At 39.7% G+C, this 17,659-nt stretch carries 21 protein-coding genes; 5 read left to right on the plus strand and 16 right to left on the minus strand.

The genetic code is table 11. The annotated features are described in order from the left end of the window. Positions 1–2 precede the first annotated feature (2 nt). Positions 3–806 carry a 2,5-didehydrogluconate reductase DkgB gene (gene dkgB, locus HJG58_RS03475; RefSeq protein WP_170247948.1) on the minus strand — a complete coding sequence of 268 codons (804 nt, stop codon included), beginning with the start codon at positions 804–806 and terminating at the stop codon, positions 3–5. Between the two features lie 120 nt (positions 807–926). Between dkgB and HJG58_RS03480 the strand changes: the two genes are divergently transcribed. Next, positions 927–1,829 carry a LysR family transcriptional regulator gene (locus HJG58_RS03480; RefSeq protein ID WP_170247949.1) on the plus strand — a complete coding sequence of 301 codons (903 nt, stop codon included), beginning with the start codon at positions 927–929 and terminating at the stop codon, positions 1,827–1,829. On the opposite strand, the gene HJG58_RS03485 is transcribed toward HJG58_RS03480, so the two are convergent. Beyond that, a complete protein-coding gene (locus HJG58_RS03485) occupies positions 1,813–2,187 on the minus strand; it encodes a hypothetical protein (RefSeq protein WP_170247950.1) in 375 nt (124 codons plus the stop codon). The genes HJG58_RS03480 and HJG58_RS03485 overlap by 17 nt on opposite strands. Positions 2,188–2,277: 90 nt before the next feature. Here HJG58_RS03485 and HJG58_RS03495 point away from each other — a divergent pair, with 90 nt between their 5' ends. Beyond that, on the plus strand, positions 2,278–3,702 hold the full coding sequence (locus tag HJG58_RS03495) for an aminotransferase-like domain-containing protein (RefSeq protein ID WP_170247952.1): 1,425 nt from the start codon (positions 2,278–2,280) through the stop codon (positions 3,700–3,702). 2 nt (positions 3,703–3,704) lie between these two features. On the opposite strand, the gene ahr is transcribed toward HJG58_RS03495, so the two are convergent. From ahr to HJG58_RS03535, 8 genes are all read right to left on the minus strand, one after another. Next, positions 3,705–4,733, minus strand: a complete 1,029-nt coding sequence (gene ahr / locus HJG58_RS03500; protein ID WP_170247953.1) for an NADPH-dependent aldehyde reductase Ahr — start codon at positions 4,731–4,733, stop codon at positions 3,705–3,707. 38 nt (positions 4,734–4,771) lie between these two features. Then, on the minus strand, positions 4,772–5,332 hold the full coding sequence (locus tag HJG58_RS03505; RefSeq protein WP_005066585.1) for a DNA-3-methyladenine glycosylase I: 561 nt from the start codon (positions 5,330–5,332) through the stop codon (positions 4,772–4,774). Between the two features lie 30 nt (positions 5,333–5,362). Next, a complete protein-coding gene (locus tag HJG58_RS03510; protein ID WP_001287364.1) occupies positions 5,363–5,608 on the minus strand; it encodes a hypothetical protein in 246 nt (81 codons plus the stop codon). Positions 5,609–5,617: 9 nt separating this feature from the next. Next, positions 5,618–6,154 carry a M23 family metallopeptidase gene (locus HJG58_RS03515; RefSeq protein ID WP_170247954.1) on the minus strand — a complete coding sequence of 179 codons (537 nt, stop codon included), beginning with the start codon at positions 6,152–6,154 and terminating at the stop codon, positions 5,618–5,620. Positions 6,155–6,201: 47 nt separating this feature from the next. Further along, the gene (gene mutY, locus HJG58_RS03520) at positions 6,202–7,236 is read right to left on the minus strand and encodes an A/G-specific adenine glycosylase (RefSeq protein WP_170247955.1); all 1,035 of its coding nucleotides are present in this window, start codon (positions 7,234–7,236) and stop codon (positions 6,202–6,204) included. A 142-nt stretch (positions 7,237–7,378) separates the two neighbouring features. Continuing rightward, complete coding sequence (locus tag HJG58_RS03525) at positions 7,379–7,741, minus strand: HIT family protein (protein ID WP_002119132.1); 363 nt, start codon at positions 7,739–7,741, stop codon at positions 7,379–7,381. A 185-nt stretch (positions 7,742–7,926) separates the two neighbouring features. Continuing rightward, entirely contained in the window at positions 7,927–8,664 is a 738-nt protein-coding gene (locus tag HJG58_RS03530; RefSeq protein WP_170247956.1) for a dienelactone hydrolase family protein, read from the minus strand. 172 nt (positions 8,665–8,836) lie between these two features. Beyond that, positions 8,837–8,995, minus strand: a complete 159-nt coding sequence (locus tag HJG58_RS03535) for a DUF1328 domain-containing protein (RefSeq protein ID WP_002053759.1) — start codon at positions 8,993–8,995, stop codon at positions 8,837–8,839. Between the two features lie 193 nt (positions 8,996–9,188). On the opposite strand from HJG58_RS03535, the gene HJG58_RS03540 reads away from it, so the two are divergent. The 3 genes from HJG58_RS03540 (at position 9,189) to HJG58_RS03550 (ending at position 12,301) form a co-directional block, all read left to right on the plus strand. Then, complete coding sequence (locus tag HJG58_RS03540) at positions 9,189–9,647, plus strand: YcgN family cysteine cluster protein (protein WP_170247957.1); 459 nt, start codon at positions 9,189–9,191, stop codon at positions 9,645–9,647. Positions 9,648–9,760: 113 nt separating this feature from the next. Further along, complete coding sequence (locus HJG58_RS03545) at positions 9,761–10,930, plus strand: PQQ-dependent sugar dehydrogenase (protein WP_216076496.1); 1,170 nt, start codon at positions 9,761–9,763, stop codon at positions 10,928–10,930. A 105-nt stretch (positions 10,931–11,035) separates the two neighbouring features. After that, entirely contained in the window at positions 11,036–12,301 is a 1,266-nt protein-coding gene (locus HJG58_RS03550; protein WP_017481876.1) for a replication-associated recombination protein A, read from the plus strand. A 13-nt stretch (positions 12,302–12,314) separates the two neighbouring features. On the opposite strand, the gene HJG58_RS03555 is transcribed toward HJG58_RS03550, so the two are convergent. The 6 genes from HJG58_RS03555 to HJG58_RS03580 all read right to left on the minus strand — a co-directional run bounded on the left by HJG58_RS03555 (position 12,315) and on the right by HJG58_RS03580 (position 17,624). After that, the gene (locus tag HJG58_RS03555) at positions 12,315–13,151 is read right to left on the minus strand and encodes a formate/nitrite transporter family protein (protein WP_170247958.1); all 837 of its coding nucleotides are present in this window, start codon (positions 13,149–13,151) and stop codon (positions 12,315–12,317) included. 149 nt (positions 13,152–13,300) lie between these two features. Beyond that, positions 13,301–13,504: a hypothetical protein gene (locus HJG58_RS03560; protein WP_075383276.1), complete on the minus strand. Its 204-nt coding sequence runs from the start codon at positions 13,502–13,504 to the stop codon at positions 13,301–13,303. 192 nt (positions 13,505–13,696) lie between these two features. Further along, positions 13,697–14,416, minus strand: coding sequence for a phosphoribosylaminoimidazolesuccinocarboxamide synthase (gene purC / locus HJG58_RS03565; RefSeq protein ID WP_002119240.1), 720 nt, complete (start codon positions 14,414–14,416; stop codon positions 13,697–13,699). Between the two features lie 37 nt (positions 14,417–14,453). Further along, positions 14,454–15,056: a lipoprotein-34 precursor (NlpB) gene (locus HJG58_RS03570; RefSeq protein ID WP_075383299.1), complete on the minus strand. Its 603-nt coding sequence runs from the start codon at positions 15,054–15,056 to the stop codon at positions 14,454–14,456. 15 nt (positions 15,057–15,071) lie between these two features. After that, complete coding sequence (dapA, locus tag HJG58_RS03575; protein ID WP_170247959.1) at positions 15,072–15,965, minus strand: 4-hydroxy-tetrahydrodipicolinate synthase; 894 nt, start codon at positions 15,963–15,965, stop codon at positions 15,072–15,074. Between the two features lie 618 nt (positions 15,966–16,583). After that, positions 16,584–17,624 carry a hypothetical protein gene (locus HJG58_RS03580; RefSeq protein WP_171545206.1) on the minus strand — a complete coding sequence of 347 codons (1,041 nt, stop codon included), beginning with the start codon at positions 17,622–17,624 and terminating at the stop codon, positions 16,584–16,586. Between the last annotated feature and the right edge of the window lie 35 nt (positions 17,625–17,659).

Raw genomic sequence — 17,659 nt, forward strand, 5'->3', positions numbered from 1 at the left:
GTTTAGTCCCAAACTGGTGCCCATGGCTCTGGGCTAACTTCACGACTGTTACGATCAAGTTCGGCAATCATTTGCATTTCAGCTGAAGTTAACTCGATATCCTGTGCTTTTAAGTTGCTAATCAGGTTTTCACGTTTAGTCGAAGATGGAATGACTGCAAAACCACGTTGCAATGCCCACGCTAGTGCAATTTGTGCTGTTGTTGCTTTATGCGCTGCTGCAATTTCAGCGAGAACTGGGTCTTGAAGCACTTTGCCGTATGCAAGAGTCATATATGAAGTCACATCAATATTCTTCTCTTGTAAGAAATTCACAAGCTTATGGTTTTGAAGATAAGGACTTAGCTCAATCTGGTTGGTTGCAATATGCTCTACACCAATTGTGTCAATTGCTTGTTGGGTAAGCGCAATATTGAAGTTTGAAATACCAATTTGTTTGGTAAGACCTTGTTGTTTCGCTTCAAGTAGAAGCTGCATAACTTCAGGAATAGAAACGCCTAAGTCCGGTGCTGGCCAATGAATTAAAGTGAGGTCAACATGGTCAGTACGAAGCTTTTGTAAGCTCTCTTTTAAGCTCGGAATAAACTTATCTTGAGCAAAATTATCTACCCAGATTTTTGTGGTTAAAAATAAGTCCTGACGTGATACACCGCTTTCGGCAATGGCTTGACCAATCGCAGCTTCATTATCATAAATTTGAGCAGTATCAATTGCACGGTAACCTACATCTAAAGCATTTTTAACAGAATCAATCACCGCTTGCTCTTTTAGACGGAAAGTTCCTAGACCAAAACGTGGAATATTCATGTGTTCACCTGAATTTAAATAATTGTTTAACTTGAGGTGCATTTTGCTCGGATTATTGTTGCGAAAAAATAGATGAATAAGCAAAATATCTTTGATGATTAGTCAATAATAGAATAAGCCATGAAATCAACAATTGAAGAACTTGTTGCCTTTATCACAATTATTGATACAGGCTCATTTGTAGCCGCAGCAGAGCATTTAAAACAAACACCTTCAGGAGTAAGCCGCTCTTTAACACGCTTAGAGACTAAGTTAGATGTGACCTTGTTAGAGCGAACGACACGTAAGTTGAAATTGACTCAAGAAGGGCAACAGTTTCTGGTAAAGGCTCGTAAAATCTTAAATGAGCTTAATGCAGCTGAAGAAGAACTACAAAAATCTGATCAGGGTACCGCAGGACTCATTCGAATTGATTCGGCTACTCCGTTTGTTTTACACGTGATTGCACCATTAATGCATAAGTTTCGTGAGTGCTATCCAGATATCGAAATTGAGTTAAATAGCAATGATCAGGTGATTGACTTGCTGCAACATAAAACTGATGTGGCATTTCGGTTTGGGGAGCTCAATGATTCGAGCCTACATGCCAAACTGGTGTGTAAAAGTCGCTTATTTATCGTTGCAAGCCCTGAGTATTTAGCAATTAAGGGTACACCGACACAACCTGAACAGCTTGAACAACATGATTTGATTGGTTTTACCAGACCTACATATATCAATAGTTGGCCGATTAAAGTTGGTGATGAATATTTTTTTGCGCAATCAAAAATTAAAGCATCGAGTGGGGAAACGGTACGTCAGCTGACGATTAGAGGACATGGTATTGCACGACTATCTGAATTTGAAATTTGGAAAGACATTGAAGAAGGGCGATTGATAGCCTTATTTGAAGACCAAATTGAACATCAATATCAAAGCATCCATGCTGTGTATTATCAACAAGAGCATCTACCAAAAAGAATTCGTTTATTTATTGAGTTTTTGGCAGAACAGTTAAAAGACGGTTTTAAAAACGCTCTCTAAAAGTAGTGTAACTGTCAGTTGGGAAATGAACTTCTAAAAGTGGAGTCGTTTGTCCTTCTGATGAATGTTGAGACAGAAAATAGCTTTTTTGATGTTCTCGGCAGCTAAAATATAAAGTCGAATAAACCGAGTTCACCATTACAACTTCATTTGAGCTATTCCGTTTATATTGATAATGAGAAATCGTACTGGTCTTGTCATCAGTGCGTTGCTCCATTTTATAGTCTTGTTGATTTGTCATTTTTAAATAACCTTCTATGAGGCTTTGGCAAACAGTATGTTTGTACTGCTCATGTTTTGGTTGTGGTTGGCAACCAGCTAAAACAATAGTAAATAACAATATAGCTTTTAATTTCATGATTTTGCTACTTTCTGAGTTGATTTCCATAGCCTAAAGGTGTTCTATAAACCAGTACAGATACAGAAATTTTTAAAAAAGCAGCACAGAATGACTTTTCAATATCAGGTTCTTGCCAATCAATTAGCACATCGTATTTATCAAGATGAACTTAAACCTCATCAAAAGCTCATTTCCTTACGAGATTTTGCCCGTCAACAAGGTATTAGTTTAAGTACAGCAAAAAGTTGCTATGAATTACTTGAGGCGAGGGGACTCATTTATGTAAAGCCGAAGTCAGGTTATTTTGTAGTTGCTCGTACCCCATCCAGCCCTATTCCGGATAGTCCGGATTTCTTATCTTTGCCTCGACATGTCTCAAATCTGGAGTTGCATAACCAAATTCAGGAAGCTGCCTTACAAAGTCATCTTGTACCTTTGGGATCGATTCAGTTAACGCCGCACTTTATTCCTGTAGAAGGTTTACGTCGTTCTATTCAACGTGCTTTAAAAAATTGTCAGCCTCAAGATTTTCTTTATTGTAATAAACAAGGTCATGAACAATTAAGAAAAGCACTATCCGATCATTGGCGTGAAGATGGCATTTATATCGCTCCGGAAGATATTTTTATTACCAATGGCTGTATGCCTGCTTTGTCTTTGGTGATTCAGAAGCTCACTGAAGTGGGCGATAGTATTCTTATTCCTACACCCACCTATAATGGTCATTTACAGTTATTAGCAAGTTTAAAACGACAGATTGTTGAGATTCCGGCAGATCATCGTGGAATTGATCTTGAGCGCTTAGAGTCTTTAATGCAGCAAGGTTTGGCGAAGGTTTGCTTAATGACAGCGAACTACCAAAACCCTTTAGGATATTGCTTTAGCAACACAGAGAAGCAGAAGATTGCTGAATTAGCTGCAAAGTATCAGTGTTTTATTATTGAAGACGATATTTTCGGTGAATGTGGCTACAGTAGCGAGCGACCATTACCCATTCGATATTGGGATCGCGAAGGTTATGTGGTTTGGTGTGGTTCAGTGTCGAAGTCTTTGTCGAGTGCGTATCGAGTAGGATGGTTTTGTTTAACGACAAAGTTAGAGCATTTAAAACTTGAACTGTTGGTAAGTAATATCGGGGTGAATACGCCCTTGCAGTTAGGTCTAGCTGATTTTATTTATAGTCGGGGTTATCGAGAGCATTTAGAGCAGCTACGACCAAATTTAATGCGGCAAGTGGAAGAATACCGTAGCTGTATTTTAAGAGCCTTTGAAGGTATACCAATTGCATTGAGCCAGCCCGAAGGCGGATATGCTTTATGGATGCAGTTACCTAAGAGTGTAGATAGTTTGGCGCTCTATTACACTGCAAAATCTCACGGAATTACCGTAGTTCCCGGGCATGTTTTTGGTGAGGATGAACGCTATCGGCATTTTATTCGTTTAAATGCAGGTCACGAGTTAACAGCAGATGTCCGCCAAGCAATTAAAGACTTAGCGGACTGGTCACGGCAACAGATTAAAACAGCGAGTTAGTCTTATTCTGCAAAGTCTGCTTTAAGCACAATGCGGTAGCGTGCCTGCCCTGAGTGTAGACGCTCAATTGCTTCATTGAGCTGTGACATTGGAAATAACTCAATTTGAGGCGCAATTTTTTTGCGTGCAGCAAACTTTAAAAGCTGACGTAGTGCAGCAGGTGAGCCCGTAGGTGAACCAGTCACTGACTTGGCACCACCAATAAGAGAGCCAACTGAAACAGGAACAGGCTCAAGTGTAAGGCCTAAGAAATGTAAGGTTCCGTTTGGTGCCAGTGTTGCAATAAAAGCAGACCAATTTAGAGTCACATTCACGGTACTCAGCAATAAATCGAATTTACCTTTTTGAGCTTTTACTGCCGCTGTATCGCGACTATTTACCACATGGTCGGCTCCCATTGCTTTGAGTTCTTCCGTTTTATCTGGGTTAGAACTAAAAGCAGTGATTTCACAGCCCCATGCTTTAAGTAGCTTAATGGCTATATGGCCTAAACCACCAATGCCAATTACACCAACATGATGCGTTGCCTGAATTTTGTGTTTGAGTAGCGGGTCAAAAACGGTAATTCCGCCACAAAGTAAAGGACCTGCACTTTCAGCGTCTAAATCTTCAGGGAGGGGAATAGCCCACTGCCAACCTGCGCGAACCTTATCGGCAAAGCCACCCGCATGTCCTACGATTGTTGCAACATTTCCACCTGTACACAGTACTTGCTGACCACCAATACATTCATCACAGGCTTGGCAACTTTCAGCTGTCCAACCAATACCGACACGCTGTCCAATTTGTAGACCTTTGGCTTCTGAGCCCAAAGCAACAATTCGTCCAATAATTTCATGACCTGCAACCACAGGGTACACGGTTGAACGCCATTCATTGTTTAAAACAGAAATATCAGAATGACATAAACCACAATATTCAACTTTTACCTCAACCTGATGCGGTTGTAATTCACCTGCGTCAAATTGATAGGGAACTAGTTTTTCACCTGCCTGCATTGCAGCATAAGCTTGAATCGTATTATTGCTCATCGGAAACTCCTTAAGCGGCTTTGAACCGTTCTGGTGGGTTATGAAGCTTTAAATTGACAATCGTTTTCATGATCATCGACCATGCCTACTGCCTGCATAAAAGCATAGCAGGTGGTTGGGCCAACAAATTTGAAACCATTCTTTTTAAGAGTTTTGGAAAGTTTTACGCTCAGTTCGGTTTGAGCAGGGGCCTTACGATAATCTACAACATCATTGTTTTGTGGCGCTGCATCTACAAACTGCCAAAGCCATGTAGGAACATCACCGACTTGTGCTTTGAGCGCTTGCCAAGCAATAGCATTATCACGAATAGCTTTGAGTTTCCCCAAGTGACGAATTAAGCCTGCATCAGATAATTTTAGTTCTAGAAAATCATCTGTAAATGAAGCAATGTCTGCAATCGGATGATTAAAAAAGTGTTGACGGTAGCTTTCTCTTTTTTTTAGTACGGTAATCCATGAGAGGCCGGCTTGCTGACCTTCGAGACAAAGCATTTCAAATAATCGTGCCTCATCGTGTTCGGGTTTACCCCATTCCTCATCATGGTAGGCAATATAGAGTGGATCGTCGGAACACCATCCGCAACGTTGAGTTTTCATGATAATGCTCCTTATATTTATCTTAGAATTTTAAAGCTTAAATAACACCCATTCATTTGGGCGAGTATCCCAATAATACAGTTCTGCTTGTGTTAAGTCTTCAAACTTCAGCCAAAAGTCTTTGCCGACTTTGTCTGAAAAACCAGTACTGATCAGTAGGGCATCATCGCTGATTTCCATGATCCAGCCTTGATAGCTATTGCCATTTAGAATGATCTTTTGCTGGTTACCAGACTCGGCAAACTCTACTAAGCGATTGATCAGCGCTTCCGACATAAAATGTTCCTAGCGTAAATATGAATAAGGATTAACAGCACCACGACCTTTACCATCTAGATAAAGACCATAATGAAGATGAGGTGAAGTATAACGTGCATTGCCCGTATTGCCGACATAACCAATGAGGTCGCCCTTTTTGACATAGTCACCCACATTTAAGCCACGTTTGTGACCATCAAGATGGGCATAATAATGCCAAGTTCCTGCTGGGCCTAAAATCCAGATCACTTTGCCACCCAAATTGTTATTATGAAGATCTGCAACGAGTCCTTCTGTTGCACTGTACACTTTTGTTCCACGTGGAGCCAAAATATCAATTCCTTCGTGACTACGGCCCTGACTCCGAGCAGCTCCCCATGTGTCTTTTAATTCATCGCGGTCAATACCTTTTACAGGTACAGGCAGTCGATTTGGAAGCTGCATACTTTTAAGTTTGAAGACCTGCGCAGGTGGAAGTGGGGCAGGTTTTTTAGGTGCACTAGCACAGGCAGCCAAAAGAATAATCAGAAAACCAAGTGAGAAATGAGAAACAAAACGTCGCACAAAATACTCCCTGTCACAGCCATATCAAAATTATTTTACTCACTATGTCATGGACGGCTTGTCGAGATCAATTTTTTCATCGCGGTTGGAACACCTTTGGCAATAGCTTGTTCTGGACTCAACCATTGGCCTTCAAGTTCAATAGCCAGATGTTCTTTTTGATCAGGTTCCACGTGGAACACATGAGCATTAAGTAACCATGTGAAATGAGTGAAGCTATGGCTGATCTGAAAAATTTGTGCTTGAGGCTGTAGTTTAAATTGTTGGCTTAAGCTCAGTCGTTCATGTTCATTTTCTAAAATAGGTAAACAGAATAAACCGCCCCATAGACCATGAGCTTGGCGCTGTTGCCAGAACCATTCACCTTCGCACTGAATAATAAGAACATCTGCTGTTTTAACAGGCGGTGTTTTTTTCGGTTTTTTAAAAGGTAATTCTTGTTCTAACCCTTGCTGATAAGCCTGACAATGAGCTTGCATTGGACAATATAAACAAAGCGGTTTTTTAGGCGTACAAATGGTTGCGCCGAGATCCATAATCGCTTGAGTGTAGTCATGATTACGATGTGTCGGGCAAAGCTCTTCAGCCAGTTTCCACATTTCACGTTCGTGCTGTGGTTTACTTAAATCATCTTCAATTGCAAAGAAACGGGATAAGACGCGTTTCACGTTGCCATCCATGATGACGCCATACTGGCGTAAACCTAAAGACATGAGCGCGCCTGCGGTAGAGCGACCAATGCCGGGTAACGCAATCCATTCTTCTAGCGTTTCAGGAAATTTACCTTGCTGAGTGACAAGACCGGCCGCTTTATGCAAATTGCGTGCACGAGCGTAATAACCTAGGCCAGCCCAATAAGGTGCTACTTCATCCCAAGTTGCATGACCTAAAGCTTCTACCGTCGGAAAGCGCTCCATAAAGCGATCAAAATATTGCAAGACCGTTTTCACCTGAGTTTGCTGTAGCATAATTTCAGAAACCCAAACTTTGTACGGATCATCGGCAACTTGCCAAGGCAAATCGTGCCGACCATGTTGGTCGAACCAGTTTAAGAGGGCATCAGAAAAAGAAAATTCAGGCATGAACAGCTATAGAAGAAAAGTAAGGGCTAAATTATAGCTGAAATTTAGATGAAATTTTGTTTAAAGCAGGCAAACAAAAAGAGTGTATTAAAACAGAGACTACTTCAAAGCGCGTAATCTCTGTTTCAATCAGATAAAAGGATTAATCCTTTTGTACACCCCAAAGTTGATCAAGTTTCAACGGTTGGTTTTTATAGTAAGGAATGACATGAATGTGGAAATGATCTGAAGTTTTTCCAAAAACTTCACCATCATTAAAACCAATATGAAAGCCATCTGGTTGATGACGAAGCTGTGTCTCATGACGGGCAATTTCAAGAAGTGTAAGCAAGCCTTGATGTTCTTTAGACGTAATGTCAAAAAAAGAACTAACATGGCGCAGTGGTGTTACTACACAATGGCCTTTAGATAACGGATTAGAATCAGGCAAAATTACGGCAAATTCATTCTTATCAATGATGTCATATTCATCAAATTCGCAATACGGACATTTCTTGTCAGTCATTGTTGTATCCTCTCATGTTATTCCATTAAACCCCGAGTGCGGGAAATAAGACTAGGCTTTGCTCTAGCTCAACGGGAGTATAGTTATTGAAGTATGGTTTAAAAAATACAGTAAAAATATTGCAAAGTCATAAACATTTAAGGGAGCAAATGCAAAAAAAACCATTTGCTCCAAATTTGCTTCTTTTATTTTAGAGTACGATCTAATAAAGCGTACATTTTAGCAAGGCCTTGTTTTTCCGCTTCGCTATTGTAGCCAAGGTCCACACCGTTCGCTTTAGCTCTTTCATCGGCAAGCGGGTTACTAAAGCCATGTTTAGCACCTTCTAAAACCACTACCTCGTGTTTAACCTCAGCAGCTTGCATCTCTTTTTCAAAATTAGCAACATCTTCTAAGGTGACCATACTGTCTAGTTCACCATGTAGAACTAAAATTTCACCCTGAATGTTGCCTTTTTGAGCAGGAGCCTTCGGTGCTAATGTAGCATGGAACGTTACAATTGCTTTAAGTGGAGCACCTGAGCGAGCAAGATCCAACACGACTTTACCACCATAGCAAAAGCCAATCGCAGCCAATTTCTCGTTATTTACTTCTGGTTGGGCAGCAAGGGTTTGCAGTGCTGCATTAGCACGATCAGTCACCGTGTCTAAATCTTCAAATGTCTGCATCATCCATTCATAGGCTTGAGCTGCTGTTGTCGTGACTTTTTTATCGCCATACATGTCAATAGCAAGAGCTGCATACCCGTGTTCAGCAAGCTCACGTGCGCGTTGCTCAGTATATTCATTACGACCCCACCACTCAGGACCAATAATGATACCTGGTACCGGTTCTCCACTCTCTGGAGCCGCAAAGTAACCAATTAAATGGCTGCCATCTGGTGCAGTATATTGAATTTCACGGGTTTTAATTGCTGTACTCATGACATTAATCCTGAAATTAAACTTGGTTTAAACACGCTTGATTAAAGCATAAAAATTAAGAACTAAAATAAAGAACTATGTAAAAAACTACATCAAAATAAAAAGATAGATATTTCTACGCAATAAAAAAGAAGGAAACCAGTTCCTTCTTTTTATATGGTGATGATTAAATTTAAGTCCGGCCTCTGGAAATGAACCCAATTACAGCTAGAATTACAGCCACAACTAATAAAATCACGGCAAAGTCTTTAGATAGTCCTGCAACACCACCAAACCCTAATAGACTGGCAATGAGTGCAATCACTGCAAAAATTATCGCCCAACGGAACATAATGCTGTTCTCCTTATTTTTCATTGTCATTTAACTATATAGTGTGTTTTTTACCCCGAATGTGTCATTTATGTGGTTGAAATGTATATTAAACAATCATTTTGTGATGCCAGAAATACAGCTTCTTTTTTAGTACAGGCCACTTCAATGCTATACTGATACATCGTTTTATCTCATCAGCTGTTAAAAGATTATGTCTACCGAGACCTCCCTCCGACCACTCTTCTGGAAAAATTATCCATTAGAGCAACTGACTCAACTTGAGTGGGAAGCTTTATGTGATGGGTGTGGTTTATGTTGTCTGGTCAAACTAGAAGATGAAGATACACATGAGGTGGCTTATACAAAAGTGGCTTGTAAGTTACTCGATTGTGGTACAGGGCGTTGTACGGACTATCCAAATCGTCAGCAGCAAGTACCTGATTGTTTACAATTAACGGTAGAGTCTCTAAAAACAATTCATTGGCTGCCCTCAAGCTGTGCTTATAAGCGCTTGAACGAAGGTAAAAATCTACCTTCTTGGCATTATTTAAATACGGGTTCGAGACAAAGCGTGGTTAAGGCGAAAAAGTCAGTTGCAGGACGTTGTATTTCTGAAGTTGATGTACATGAAGATGATGTTGAAGATTATGTGGTACGTTGGGTACGTTAAATAGATCTTAAAAGGCGTTGTTTGATTACAGCGTATAATAAAGTAACATTTTTATCGTCATTTTTTTGCTCATCTCCGTTATATAACAATAAAAGCAAAAGGAGATAAAAACGATGAGACGATTAGCAGCCCCCTTATTATGTAGTAGCTTTTTTTTGTTAATGGCCTGTGGGTCTAATAATACCAATTCAAAAAATCCTGAACAAAATACGACTGCGAAAACAGATCAGTCTGTTGCTGTCAAACAAACTTATCAGGTCGAAGCAGTGGCACATTTTAATGAGCCTTGGGCTGTGACCAGTCTGCCTGATCAACGTTTATTAGTGACTGAACGGCAGGGTAAATTAAAAATTTTTAACCCTAAAAATAAACAAATATTGGATGTCCAGAATGTTCCTGCAGTGAATTATGGGGGACAAGGTGGTTTAGGAGATGTCATTTTACACCCTGACTTTGCCAAGAATCATTGGATTTATCTTAGTTATGCTACAAAAGGACAAGGCGGATCTGGCGCAGTGATTTCACGTGCGAAATTAGATTTATCTAATCCTAATCAGCCAAAACTTAACGATATAAAGCAGATTTGGCAGCAAGTACCTAAAGTCTCAGGACAGGGTCATTATGGACATCGTATGCTTTTTGGTACAGATGGTAAGCTGTGGGTCAGTTCAGGTGAGCGACAAAAGTTTGATCCTGCCCAAAACATGAAAAGTAACTTGGGTAAAATCTTGCGTTTAAATGAGGATGGCACCGCGGCTGAAGGTAACCCTTTTTATAAGCAAGGCGGGGTAACTGCTGAGATATGGTCACTTGGACACCGTAACCCGTTAGGTATGGCTTTTGACCGCCAAGGACAGTTATGGGTGGTTGAGATGGGGCCTAAAGGTGGTGATGAGCTTAATATTATTACCAAAGGTGAAAATTATGGTTATCCAATTGTTTCAAATGGAGACCATTATTCGGGCCAACCTATTCCAGACCATCACACTCGCCCAGAATTTAAAGCACCAGAAATTGACTGGACTCCTGTCATCTCGCCATCGAGTATGATCATTTATCGCGGACAACAATTTCCTGCATGGCAAAATAAAGCCTTAATTGGCGGGTTATCTTCCGAAGCGATTATTGTGGTGGATTTAGAGCATAAGCCCGTGAAAGAAGTGCAAAGATTGGATATGAAAAAACGTATTCGTGGGTTGCATGAAGCACAAGATGGCTCGATTTGGGTGATTGAAGATGGCTCAAATGCGCGTTTACTGAAGCTGAGTAAGAAACCCTCTTAATGCTGAGCAAGAGTCTGTAAATAAAGGACGTGTCTCATAGATTCAAATTGTAGATTTCTGTGAGACACAATAGACTATAGTGAAAAGACGATAAAGCCATTTGAGATGTCAGACACCCATATTCCACTTCCCGAACGCCTGCGCCCAAGAGACTTGTCTGAAATTATTGGGCAAGATCATTTATTAGGTGAACATGCACCATTGCGTCAAATGATTGATCAGGGTCATTTGCCTTCTATTATTTTTTGGGGACCACCAGGCGTTGGTAAAACAACAATTGCTTTGCTTTTGGCTCAGGCAATAGACCGTCCATTTGTGAGCTTATCCGCGCTGAATACGGGCGTAAAAGAATTACGTGAAGTGATTGCAGAAAGTGGTGATTTACTGACACCTGTGGTTTTTATTGACGAAATTCATCGTTTTAATAAATCGCAACAAGATGCTTTATTGGGTGCAGTTGAAAAAGGCAAAATTACTTTAATTGGCGCGACCACTGAAAACCCGTCTTTTGAAGTGAATAGCGCACTTTTATCACGCTGTCAGGTCTATACCTTAAATAGTTTAGACAGTGAGGCAATTCAAACACTACTCAACAATGCACTTCAAAGCGATAAATTCTTAAAAGAACGTTATATCCATATTGAAGAATATGATGCGCTGATTCAGTTTGCAGCAGGTGATGCTCGAAAAGCGCTTAATTTACTGGACTTGATTGCAAGCACCTTTGAACCAGAAATTGAAAACACGATTACTAATGCGGTTGTGGTAAAAGTCGCTCAGCAAAATATTGCGCGTTATGACAAATCTGGCGAGCAGCATTACGACCTCGTTTCTGCCTTTATTAAATCAATTCGCGGCAGTGATCCAGATGCAACGCTATATTGGATGGCTCGTATGCTTAAAGGCGGAGAAGATCCAGTTTTTATTGCAAGACGTATGCTGATTGCGGCCTCAGAAGATATCGGAAATTCCAACCCCAATGCGCTATTGCTTGCAGGTGAGTGTTTCCGCTCCGTACAAGCGGTGGGCATGCCTGAGGCCCGAATTATTCTAGGCCAAACAGCGGTTTACCTAGCAACGAGTGCAAAAAGTAATAGTACTTATTTAGCGATTAATAAGGCTTTGGAACTTGCTGAAAAAACGGCAAATTTACCTGTGCCTTTGCATTTGAGAAATGCGCCAACCAAGCTGATGAAACAGCAAGGCTATGGTATTAATTATCTCTATCCTCATGATTACCCAGAGCACTTTGTGCTGCAAGACTATTTGCCGCCTGAGTTGAAGGGAACCAAACTCTATGAGTCTGCAAGAAATAAGCGTGAGGTTGAAGGTGAGCGCTTACAGCAACGCAGATGGCAGCAGGAACAATAGTTCCTGCTTTATGCTATTCCAGCTCTTCAGTGACCTGACCATAAATCAGTAGCGTGAACACACCTGTACCGCCAATAATATTGCCGATAGTGGTTGGGATGAGGAAAGTAAACAGATACTTGTTAATAGAAGCTTCTCCTTGCCAGACCAGATAGGACATTTCTGTAGAACCAACCACTACATGGGTAAAGTCACCCAGTCCTATCAAATACGTCATAAAAAAGATGAGCAGAAACTTATTGCTGACTGAAGGTAACATCCAGACCAATGCTGCAATTAATAGCCCTGACATAATGCCTTTAAGCAGATTCTGGGTTGCAGAAAAGGAGCCCACATGATGTGCGAGTTCATCCAATGCTTTGTCAATATCTGGAGTAAACAGGTGAGTAGTTAGGAAAAATAAACTCGCCAAAGCTGTTCCAATAATGTTGCATAGAATTACAATGCCCCATAAGCGTCCCACTGCTCGTAATTTATCGAAAGTAAAGGGATTAAATAAAGGCACAACTGTGGTGATCGTATTCTCAGTAAAGAGTTGCATGTGACTCAAAATAGCGATCAAAAACCCAATGGTATAACCCACATTAGTGATTAAATCGGTCCAGACTGCATCAGCTGGGAGATAAGCAGCAATAATCGCTTTAAATACAAATGAAAAACTGATGACTAAACCTGCGGCAATCCCAGAAAAGATCAGTGCAGTTGTTGGACGATTAAGCTCTTCGGCACCATCACGGCGGATAATTTCGTAAACTAGACGGGGTGACAGCTTTTCATGTTCTTCAACCGCTATTTTTTCACGCCAGCTTAAGGTTTTCTCGACTTTCTTTTCCTCTATTTCATGGTCCATTAGATTTACTCCTCACTGAATAAATATCTTATATTTATTGTTTTATTTATTGTTAAGGCAGTGTTCAGGATAAATCTAGTCTATTCATAACAGCTTTATGTGTCTTTTTATAAATTGAATGCACAATGGCTGGATCATCAACAACAAGATTAAAGAAAAGTATAAGCTCTTAAAGTACGGATGAGCGCCATATAGTCGCCTTGAGAGGCTTTAGCAATAACAGATTCAACCTCTGCCTGACTCCAGCCTTGTTTTAAGGCAGTAGTGCTAAAGTTGTTTAATAGAACCAGAGGATTTTCACCAAAATGGATTGGATGATCCGTTACTCTCTTTTCAAGCTTAGATAATTCCATAGGTTCACCCTAGTTTTTAAATTTAATTATTGTGAAGTACTTTGTGTTTTTCTAGATTTTAGTGTTTTAAATTAAGTTTATGCAAGTGTTAATTTATTAAAATAGACAAATCTGTCTACATTATTGGACTTGTATAGTACTGAACATAAAAAAACCGGGCTTTGGCCCGGTTTTTTTATGAAGTTTTACTGATTAGATGTCAGATAAATCTACGCCTAAACGAGCAGCAACTTCTTCATACGCTTCAACAACACCGCCTAACCCTTGACGGAAACGGTCTTTGTCGAGTTTCTTCTTAGAGTCTTTATCCCATAAACGGCAGCCGTCTGGAGAGAACTCATCACCAAGCACGATACGGTCATGGAACACACCGAATTCAAGCTTGAAGTCCACCAAAATCATGTTGCCTTCAGCAAATAATGCTTTTAATACATCGTTTACTTTATAAGTTAAAACTTTCATTTGTTCTAACTGTTCAGCAGTCGCCCAACCTAAAGCAATTGCTTGAGATTCGTTAACCATTGGGTCGCCTAGACCGTCATCTTTATAGAACAATTCAAATGTAGGAGGAGTTAATTCTTTACCTTCTTCTACACCTAAGCGACGGCATAGAGAACCAGCTGCGTAGTTACGAATTACACATTCAACTGGGATCATTTGAAGTTTTTTAACAAGCACTTCAGTTGGAGAAAGCAATTTTTCAAAATGCGTTTCAATACCCGCAGCAGCAAGTTTTTCCATGATGAAGGCGTTAAAACGGTTGTTCACCTTGCCTTTACGATCTAGTTGTTCGATTTTTTCGCCGTTGAACGCAGAGGCATCATCACGAAAGACTAAAATCAGATGGTCGGCATTGTCTGTTTCATATACAGATTTTGCTTTACCAGTATAGAGCAAGGTTTGTTTTAACATGAGGGAACCTTTTTAAAAAAAAATGCCTAGTAAACGACTAGGCTGGCCAATTTTGGTAAATCTGGTTTAGCACTTCAGCAGCCACATCTGGGCTTGCAAAAGTGTTATCTACATTAAATAGAGCAAGAGTATGACTAGAACCTACACCAGTAAGTTTAAGCACATAAGTATTGTCATTTACTTTAATCGTCGCCTGATTGCTGCCTTGAGCGATGATGTTGAAATTTAAAGTACTTAAAGTTGCTTTGGTGTATTGCCAGATCTCGGCTGTATTTCCATCAACTTTTAACAACGGGTTTTTATTGCCGTCAGTCACAAGTTGAGGACGTCCAAGCGCAGTCGCCGTTTCAGTAGAGGCATCTAGTGTTGCATTACCTTGCGTTTGTTCAGGGCGTGGCAAGGCATAACGATTGCCACGCTTGTTTTCAAACTTCGGTGCGTTATCGATAGCGCGCTGTTCTACAGTTGGTGCAGGATACAAAGGTGTCGCTGGTCGTACAGTTGCATCGGCAGGATACTCAAGCGGGGCAAGTTGCTTGGCATTTTTATAATCTAAAGAGTGATTATTAATTGCGAAGCGACCACAACCAGCTAAACTTAAGGCTGAAACTGCAAGGACTAAACCAAGACGTAATTGCATCATAAATTGCTCTTATTAAATAATTCCCGCATCTTTTAGGGCATTGCGGAGAGGTTCGCGATATTGCTCAGCGAGAGGAGTGAGTGGTAAGCGAATACCAGTATCAATCAGTCCCATCTCATGTAGTGCCCATTTCACAGGAATTGGGTTTGATTCGCAAAATAGAATATTGTGTAAATTTGCAATCTTATTGTTAAGCGTCTTCGCTTGTTGTTCATCTTTGGCAATCGCAACAGCACATACTTCACTCATTGCTTTAGGTGCAATATTTGCAGTAACCGAGATATTACCATCAGCGCCAAGAAGCATTAGTTCCCATGCTGTTTCATCATCACCTGAGTACACAGCCATCTTGCCATTTAAAGCTTCGATTAATGATTTACCACGAGGTACATCACCTGTTGCATCTTTAATACCAACAATATTCGAGATCTCTGCTAAGCGTACAGCTGTGTCGTTTGAAAGGTCTACGCCAGTACGACCAGGTACGTTATAGAGAATAAGTGGTAATTCAACAGCTTCAGCAATCGCTTTATAGTGTTGGTAGAGGCCTTCTTGGGTTGGCTTGTTATAATATGGTGTTACAAGTAAAGCAGCATCTGCGCCAAGCTCTTTAGCAGCTTTAGTTAATTCGATTGCTTCACGGGTTGAGTTTGCACCAGTACCGGCAATAATTGGAATACGTTTATTGGCTACACGAATAATTTCTTTAATAACCTGTGTGTGCTCTTCCATGCTCAATGTTGAGGCTTCGCCGGTTGTACCGACGGCTACAATACTGTTTGTACCTTGTTCTATGTGCCACTCAACCAGCTTCTCAAGACCCTTCCAATCTACACCGCCGTCTTTCAACATTGGTGTGACGATTGCGACGATTGAGCCTTGAATGGTCTGTGCTTGCTGAGTCATTTTTAAAAATATCCTATTTATCCATCCGAATCTGAGGTAAGAAAAACAAAATGTGGGATGGTTGCAGTATTTTGATTGTCCAGTTCTAACAATAACAGATTGTTGAATGACAATTATGCAAATTATGACTGATCAGACGCATAAGAACAATACGCCTAACGGATAATCGCGATGTAAACTTGAGGAAAAGATAGGATGTATTCGTATTGTAGGGGTGAGAAGGGTTCGTAAATATAACAATACAGCTTGATTCAACTGAGCCTTACTTAATATCGGCTTTTTTTATGGCAAGATAGAATGCAATTTTCGATACGGTTTAGCTTGAGCTTCTCAGCTTTCACTATCGCTACGATGCGCCAGTGACACTTATTCTTTCCACATGCATCGCATATCAACCGTATATAAAGCGAAAGCCCCATAAGTGTTGAAACTTATGGGGCTTTCGCTTTATATAAAGATAATTGTATGTGTAATTATCTAAAAAAACTGTTCAGAAGAACATTCTTGATGACTAAAGAGTATCTACAAAATCAGTAGTATTCACAGGTTTAACTGCTTGTCGACCATTTGAGTATTGTGCTGAATACTTTAGATTATTTGTCCATCTGATTTCATAAGTTACTGTAATGCTGAGGTGATTTTTCCATAAACCTGTTTTAACTCAACATTTCCCTCTAGTTTAGGATTATTTGAAAATTCATTACGGAGATATTGATCTAGGATAGACAATGATTCTCTATTTACGTTGTTAATGGGAATGTTTCCATCTTCTTTTAAATTAAAAGAAATTACATTATTTAAATCATCTCTAGTAGATTGAGACATATTACTTTGCATAAGACTTTTTAGTTGATCAGTATTGTTTTCTAAGAGAGTCAGCTTAAAGGCATTATCTACATAGCTTAAGCTAGCCTGTGTATTATTATTTGCCGCTTGAATAATATCTGGAATAACATCAACGCCTGTAGCTTCACCATATTCATAAAGTATCTTTGTAGCCATATCACCTAGATTTTGAGCTTCGCTTCGGCTGTTGATTGATTTTAATTCCGAGCTTAATGTATCAATAACTAATTTATTATTTGGGTTATTAGAATTGATATCCATAGAGTTTATAATTTCTAGTAGATCATGACGCGAATTTACACTTTTTTCGCCTAAAGAGGAAATACGGCTATAAGTCTGGGTAATTTCAGGAAGTAAAGAGGGATTTTTTAAGTACATTAAATTATCTTTAATTATTGCTTTAAAGGCGTTATCGTTCCCAAGCCAATCATACTCTTTGTACATACTCCATAAAATTTCAGATTTCTGATCCAAACTTAATTTACTGTTTTTCATTATATTTTTTTCAATTAAATTAGAAAATTCATTTAAATAACTTTGAATGTTTTCAGGATTCTGCGCTAGTATTGAATGTGTATCTTCTTGTTTGAAAGGAGCATTATTAATGAAATCTTTGAGTGAGTTCAATGAGGCATTCATCTCTTTGCTACTAGAAGATGTCTGAATACTTTGGTCTGTAATATGATCACCAGAATCTTTTGAACTTTCTTGTAGAAGTTCCACAAGAGAATGGTTTTTATCTGGCTTAAAGTAAAAATAAATAGAAATTAAAATAATTAAACATGTTATTAAAGTAAAAGTAACTTTTTTCAAAACTATAGCTCCAGCATCACCTACAAAATAAGTGA

Source organism: Acinetobacter geminorum, assembly GCF_013009345.1.
Lineage (GTDB): Bacteria > Pseudomonadota > Gammaproteobacteria > Pseudomonadales > Moraxellaceae > Acinetobacter > Acinetobacter geminorum.